1 protein-coding gene is annotated in these 8,082 nt (G+C 67.3%); it reads left to right on the top strand.

Translation table 11 applies throughout. The annotated features are described in order from the left end of the window. Positions 1-37: 37 nt before the first annotated feature. Positions 38-8,082: LamG-like jellyroll fold domain-containing protein (locus AB0H43_RS32520; protein WP_360005681.1), on the top strand; the 8,045-nt coding region annotated here is incomplete at its 3' end.

The following is an 8,082-nucleotide window of genomic DNA, read 5'->3' on the forward strand; positions in this document are numbered from 1 at the left end:
ACTCTGGTCTGGTGCCAGCGCTCGAGAGGAGTCCGTTATGGACCGTCGTCGCCGTCGTATGCTTGCCGGCCTGCTCCTCAGCGCGGTGATGCTGGTGGTCACCACGATTCCGCAACCGGCGACGATATTCGGCCCGGTGGATGTGGAGGTGAGCTGGCTGTGGTCCTGGCTGACCGCGCCGTCCGCCTTCGCCGACGGCCATCCGATCGGCCCCGTGCAGGAGAGCGGGACGGCGGCCGGCAAGGGTCACTACGTCGAGTACGCCGACACGAAGGCGTCCGGCGGCGCGGGCCGGGCTCCGGACAAGACGCCCGCCGAACGGCAGGACGGCCGGGTTCAGCAACTGACCACACCGGACATCAAAGGTTTCGAACCCGGCCGGAGCGTACGCAGCGCGAAGGACTCGACGGCGGGCTCGGATCTGTTCGTGAACCCGGACGGCTCCTACACCCGTGAGGTGTCTCAGGGCACCGTCAACTTCCGGGACTCCACCGGCACCTGGCAGAAGATCGACGCACGAGTGACGTCGGCGGGGGAGCGGCTGGGCCAGCAGGCGAACCGGCTGGGGCTGCAGTTCGCGCGCCACGGCGATGATGAGCGGCTGGTGTCGGCGTCGTTCGACGGTCTCGGGTTCGGCTACTCGTTGCGGGGTGCGGCCGCTGTTCCGGCGCAGGCCGGGGCGTACTCGGTGACCTATGCCGGCGTGTTGCCGGGGACCGACCTCGTGGTGGAGTCGCGGGAGAGCGGGGTCAAGGAGTCGATCGTGCTTCAGCAGCGAAGCGCTGTGCACGAGTGGGTGTTCCCGCTCCGGCTGGACGGTCTCGTTCCCGCCCTCGACGCGAGTGGCGGTGTCCTGCTCACGGATGCCAAAGGCACCGTCAAGGGCCGCATCCCGCCTGGCCTCATGCACGACGCCAAGTTCGACACCGCCAGTGGCGAGCTCACCACGTCGAACGCCGTCCGCTACGAACTGGTCGAGGTCGACGGCGGCGTCGGTCTGAAGGTGATCGCCGACGAGCAGTGGCTCAACGCGCCCGAGCGCGTCTACCCCGTGACGGTCGACCCGACCGCGGAGTTCATGAACACCTCCGACACCTACATGTACTACGGCAACGACGTGGACCACTCGGCTGAAGACAACCTCGCGGTCGGCACCTGGGACGCCGGCACGCACCGGGGCAAGGCGCTGATGGCCTTCTCCGGTTTCGGCGGCACGTTCAACGGACTGCGGATCACGTCGGCCCGGCTGTACCTGTTCCTCACCTGGCAGGGCAGCTGCACTGCGCAGCCGTACTCGGTCCACCGGGTCAATGAGTCGTGGTCGCAGAGCACCGTCCGCTACGGCGCCGTCGACTACTCCGGCCCGGCTTACAGCGCGGAGATCGGGCGGCAGACGCCGACGAGCTATTCGCAGGCGTGCGCGAACACCGGAGGCGACCGGACGGTCGGCGAGTGGACGAGTGTCGAGCTGGACAAGGCGACCCTCGACGGCTGGCTCAACGGCACGATTCCCAATTACGGCCTGCTGGTGAGCGCCAACCCCACCCAGACGACCGACTTCAAGCGGTTCACCTCGCGCAACGGCCCGTCCGGTGCGGTCTGCGACAGCCATACGTGCGCACCGTTCCTGTCGGTGTCCTACACCCCGAACAAGGCTCCGCAGATCGATTCGCAGTATCCGCCGCGGGATTATCAGGCGACATCTCTGACGCCGGAGTTGCTGGCCCGGGGGCACGATCCGGATGTGTGGCCGAAGGCGATGCAGTACAACTTCAAGGTCAACGACGCGTCGGGTGCGCTGGTGGCCACGTCGGGGTGGACCAGCTCGTCGAGCTGGACCGTGCCCGCGGGCAAGTTGCAGTGGTCGAAGACGTACTACTGGTGGGTCGTGTCGTACGACGGCTGGGCGACGAGTCCGGATCCGTTGAACGTGGCGTACTACTTCCCGTTGTCGACGCCGCCGCCGCAGCCGCTGGTGACGTCCGGGCTGTCGCAGGATGGCGGCGGTCGCGGGTTCGAGCCCAGCGTGGGCAATTACACGACGGAGGCGATGGACGCCCAGGTCGCCACGGTCGGTCCAGCGCTGGCGATCCAACGGTCGTACAACAGCCGCGATCCGCGTACCGGGTCGGCGTTCGGCGCGGGCTGGTCGACGGTGGTCGACGCCGACATCATCGAGCGATTCACGACGGCGAACGCGAAGACGGTGGTGATCACGTATCCCACCGGCGTCGAGGTCGCATACGGGCGTAACGCCGATGGGAGTTTCACTCCGCCGTCGGGCCGGTTCTCGGTGCTCACCGCGGTCACCGGCGGCTACTCGCTGCTGGACAAGGACGGCACGACCTATCTGTTCACCCGGCAGGTCGCGGGGACGGCCGGCTCGAACGCGGCGTACGGGCTGACGTCGATCAAGGATTCGGCAGGTCGGGCGCTGTCATTGGCATACAACGCGAGCGGACAGGTCGGGACGATCACGTCGGCTTCCGGGCGGGCGCTGCATCTGACGTGGTCGACGCCCGCGGGGGCGAGCAAGGCGCACGTCGCCACGGTGTTCACCGACCCGGCCACCGCCGGGGACGCCAGCACGGTTTCCACCTGGGTGTACGCGTACAGCGGCGACCAGTTGACGAAGGTGTGCCCGCCGAGCGACGCCACGCACTGCACGACCTACGAGTACGGCACCGGGTCGCAGTACCCGACGGCATTGCTGGATGCGGGTCCGCACTCGTATTGGCGGTTGTCTGAGGCGGCTGGTGCGACCAAGGCGGCGAGCACTGTGCTCGACAACGGCGGCACCGACGCCGCCACGTACGCCAATGTGCAGCTGGGCCAATCGGGGCCGCTGCCGGGGTCGGCCGCCACCGCCGCCGCGTTCAACGGCACCTCCTCCTATGTGGAGGTCCCGGGCAAGCTGGTGACCGCGGCGAGTTATCAGTCTTTGAGCATGTGGTTTAAGACGACCACGCCGGACTCGGTGTTGTTCAGCTACCAGAAGGACCCGATCACCGCCGGCACGACGGCGGGCAACTACACGCCGGGCATCTACATCGGCAGCAGCGGCAAGTTGCGGGCGGCGTTCTGGACCAACGACGTCGGAGCGGGCATCGTGTCGGCCAACCCGGTGACCAACGGAGCTTGGCATCATCTGGTGCTGGCGGCGGCGGGAAACACGCAGACGCTCTACCTCGACGGGCAGGTTGTCGGTAGCCGGAGCGGGTTGATCACGCTGGTGGACGCGTACAGCGCGACGCATGAGTACATCGGGGCGGGCTTCCTCGGTGGCGCTTGGCCGGATCAGTCGCACCAGTCGGGCACGTCGAGTCAGGGGTACGCGAACTACTTCACCGGCACGATCTCCGACGTGGCGCTGTTCGACCGGACGCTGACCGCCGCCGATGTGGCGAGCCTGCGTGGCACGGCCGCGGCGGCCGCACACCCGTTGACGAAGATCGTCCGCCCGTCGGGTGCGACTGCGGCCCAGATCACCTACCACCCGGTCAGCGGGGTCGTGACGCAGGTGATCGACGAGCACAACGGCACCTGGAAGATCAGCACGCCCACGGTTTCCGGCTCGTCGCAGATCTACGCGGCGTCGGTGCTGTCCGGCGGCCCGGCCGACTATCTCCGGATGAACGAGACCGGCGTCTCCGAGGCAGTCAACGAGGTCAACGGCGGCGTCGCGACCTACAACACGGTGACCCTCGGCTCCGCCGGCCCGTTCGCCGACGCGACGGCGGCCAAGTTCAACGGAACCACCTCCTACGTCGAGCTGCCGGCCACCGAGGTCCCCGGAACCGCGCCGAACTCGGTGTCGATGTGGTTCAGCATGCCGTCCGGATCGACCAAGGGCGGCGTGCTGTACGCGTACCAAAGCATGTCCATGGACGACGTCGACGCGGCCGGCAGCTGGGTGCCGGCGCTGTATGTCGGCGTGGACGGCAAGCTGCGTGGCGGTTTCTGGACCGGCAGCGCCGCGAACGTCGTGACCACCGCGACGTCGGTGGCCGACGGCAAGTGGCACCACGTGGCTTTGGCGGCGAGCAGCACCAGCCAGTCCCTCTACCTGGACGGGACGCTGGTCGGAACCCGCAACGCGACCCGGGTCGCACCCTCTACCGCGCCCGCGTACGCCTACCTGGGTGCGGGGAAATGGTCGTCTAGTTGGGCGGGGTACGACGGGGACTCGTCGGGCTACTTCCCCGGGTCGATCGGCGAGTTCGCGTTCTTCGCGTCGCAGGTGAGCGCGGCGCAGGTCGCCGATCAGGTCGCGGCCGGCAAGAACGCCACGGCGAACGCGGCAGGCGCGGCCTTGGCGAAGCGGATCGTGGTGACCGATCCGCTGAACGCGACGACGACTTATCTGTACGACGTGGACAACGGCAACCGGCAGGTGGCTGAGATCTGGGCCGACGGCGGGTCCGAGCGGCAGACGACCTACGGCTACAAGGACGGCTTCCTGCGGACGGTCACCGACCCGAACGGCAACGTGACCACCAGCGAGCACGACGCGCGCGGTAACACGATCTCGGAGCAGACGTGCCAGGACCGGTCGGCCGGGAAGTGCTCGACGGTCTACTACACGTACTACTTGAACGCGGCGTCGCCGGGCGATCTGCGCAACGATCAGCTGACGGAGATCCGGGACGGCCGGTCGGCCAGCGCCACCGACAACACGTATCTGACGAAGTTCGAGTACGACGCGCTGGGCAACAAGGTGAAGACGACCGACGCGCTGGGCCGGATCGCCAAGGTTGACTACACCGACGGGACGACGGTCGCGGCGGCCGACGGCGGCTTCGCCCCGGCCGGTCTGCCGTGGCGGATCACCTCGCCCGGTGGTCAGGTGCAGACGACGACCTACTTCGCCAACGGTGACGTCGCGCAGGTGACCGACCCGGCGGGGCTGGTCACGAAGCTCGGATACGACGGCCTGGGCCGGGTGGTGTCGAAGACCGAGATCTCCGACGGTTACCCGGCCGGGCTGGTGACGCGCGTGGTCTACGACAAGCTCGGGCGCATCGTCCAGCAGACCGATCCGGCGACGACCAACCGGGTGACTGGAGCCGTCCACACCCCGGTGACCACGACGAGCTACAACTTCGACGGGCAGATCACTCAGCAGACGGTCAGCGACGCGACCGGCGGTGACGCCGCCCGGACGTTGAAGAACAGCTACGACGCGTTGGGTCACATCGCGACGGCGACCGACGCCACCGGCAAAGTCACGACGTTCGGCTATGACCTCTACGGGAACATGACTCGGGAGGTCGACGAGACCGGGGTGGAGACCCGGTACGCGTACGACGCGAACGGGCATCTGCTGACGACCACGCTCGTGGGTTACACCGGCGATCCGAACAGCCCGAGCGCTGCGGTCGACCTGGTGACCGAGTCGCGGGCGTACGATCCGGCCGGGCGGCTCGCCTCGATCACCGACGCGATGGGTTTCGTCACGGCTTTCCTCTACACCGACAACAACCTGCAGGTCGCGGTGATTCAGAAGAACGCCGACGGCAGCCAGGCCTACATCGCCGAGCAGACCGAGTACGACGCGGCCGGCAACGCGATCCGAGAAATCACCAACAACAACGCCACCGAGACCAAGTACACGGTGGACGCCGTCGGCCGCGTCACCGACGAGACGCTCGACCCCAACGGCGTAGCTCGTAAGACGCAATATTCCTACAACAACGACGACCAGGTCACCGCGAAGTGGTACGGCGACTACAGCGGCTACTTCGGCATGGTCGGTAGCACCTACGACACCGCCGGCCGGATCACGTCTGACTTCGTGCGTTCGTCCGGACCGCTGTCACCGGCCGGCTGGTGGAAGCTCAACGCGACCAAGGGCACCAACGTCGTCGACAGCTCCGACCACGACTTCACCGCGACTGCGACGAGCGGTGTGACCTGGTCCGGCGGTGCTGCGACGTTCAACGGCAGCACCGGCTGGGCCACCACAGCCGAACGCGTCCTGGACACCACACAAAGCTTCACCGTCATGGCCTGGGTCAAGCTCTCGGCGAACTCCGCTGTCCAGTCCGTCGTGTCCCAGGACGCGACCGTCAACTCCGGCTTCGAACTGCAGTATCTGAAGACGGAGAACCGCTGGTCGTTCACCCGGAACCTGACCGACACGACGGCGGCGCCCTCAGCGACCGCGCGGTCCACCGCCGCACCGACACTCAACACCTGGACCCACCTCGTGGGTGTCTACAACGCCGCCGACGGCAAGATGACCCTCTACGTCAACGGCACGGCCGAGGGCACGGCCACCGACACCACACCGATCGCCGCCGGCGGATCGCTGGCGATCGGCCGCTCCAAGTACAACGGGGCGACCGAAGCGCCGTTCAGCGGCTCCATCGCTCAGGTGCAGGTCTACCAGCGACCCCTGCCGGCCTCGGATGTGTCCAAACTGTACGGCCGAGGATGGTCGGAGGTCCGGCCCCTCGGCGACGTCATCAGCAGCACCACCTACACCTACGACCAGCGTGGGCTGAAGCTGTCGGAGACCGATCCGCTGGGCAACACCGAGTACTACGAGTACGACGAGTCCGACAATCTGGTCGTGACGACCAGCGCCACGGTCAACGCCGAGTCCAACGGCGGCATCCCGGTGTCGTCGCGGCCGGTCACCACCACTGGATACGACACGTTCGGCGACGAGGTCGAGCTGCGTGACCCGGATGGCAACGTCACCGTCATCACCCGGGACGCGTCCGGCCGGCCCACGTCGACCAAGCTGCCGTCGTACACGCCGCCGGGCGGGACCACGATCACCGGTGCCACGGTGTCGCGTACCTTCGACGGCTCCAGCAACATCACCTCCACGACCGACGCGCTGGGCAAGGTCACGACCTACACCTACGACCAGTTCGGACGGCTGTCCAGGGTGGTCGAACCCAACAGCGCGATCACGACCTACGCCTACGACCTCAACGACGAGCTACTCAAGACCGTCGACCCGCTGGGGGCCCACACCCAGTCGACCTACGACTACCTCGGGCGCAAGGTCACCGACTCGCGGTTCGAGCGGTCCAGCTCCAGCACGTTCACCACCTTGTACGCGTACAGCAGCGCCGGGTTCCTGCAGAAGGTGACCCAGCCGTCGGGGTCGTATGTGTCCTATGCGAGTAACGGTGCCGGTGATGTGATCACGCAGACGGACGCGGCGGGCAATGTGACGAGGTTCGCGTACGACTATCTCGGGCGGCGGGTCGGGGTGAGCGCCCCGGACGGGTCGCGGCGGTCCGTGGTCTACGACGAGCCGGGCAACAACGTGATGACCAAGGCGTACGACTCGACCGGTGGGTTGATTTCGACGATTTCGGCGGCGTACGACGCCAACGGGAACATGGTGTCCACCACGGATGCCTTGGGGCATACGACGACGTTCGTGTATGACGCGACGGGGATGGTGACCGGGGAGACGCAGCCGATCTCGGCGTCGGCGTCGATCACCACGTCGTTCGGGTATGACCTGCAGGGTCATCGGACGCGGTATACCGATGGGCGGGGTAACAAGCATCTGTCCACCTACAACTCGTGGGGGCTGCTGGAGTCGCAGAGCGAGCCGGCGACGTCGGCGAATCCGAACGATCGGACGTGGACGATCTCGTATGACGCGGCCGGTCGGGCGGTGAAGCAGACCCAGCCCGGTGGGGTGGTCGTCAGCAACACCTATGACACGGTCGGCAACCTCACCGGGCAGACGGGTGCGGGGGCCGAGGTCGCGACCGCCGACCGGACCTTCGGCTACGACCTGGCCGGGCAGCTGACGTCGATGAAGGCGGGTACGGGGACGGACACGTTCGCGTACAACGACCGGGGTCTGCTCACGTCGGCGACCGGCCCGTCGGGTGTCTCGTCGTTCGGCTACACGCCGGACGGTCTAGTTGCGTCGCGGACGGACGCGTCCGGGACGAGCAGCTACTCCTATGACACGGTGGATCGGGTGTCGGGGGTGACCGATGCCTCGACTGGGCAGACCGTGTCCTACACCTATGACGGGTTGTCGCGGGTCACGAAGATGACCTTCGGCACGGGGGACTATCGCAGCTTCGGCTACGACAACGC

Source organism: Hamadaea sp. NPDC050747, from assembly GCF_040654195.1.
Classification (GTDB): domain Bacteria; phylum Actinomycetota; class Actinomycetes; order Mycobacteriales; family Micromonosporaceae; genus Hamadaea.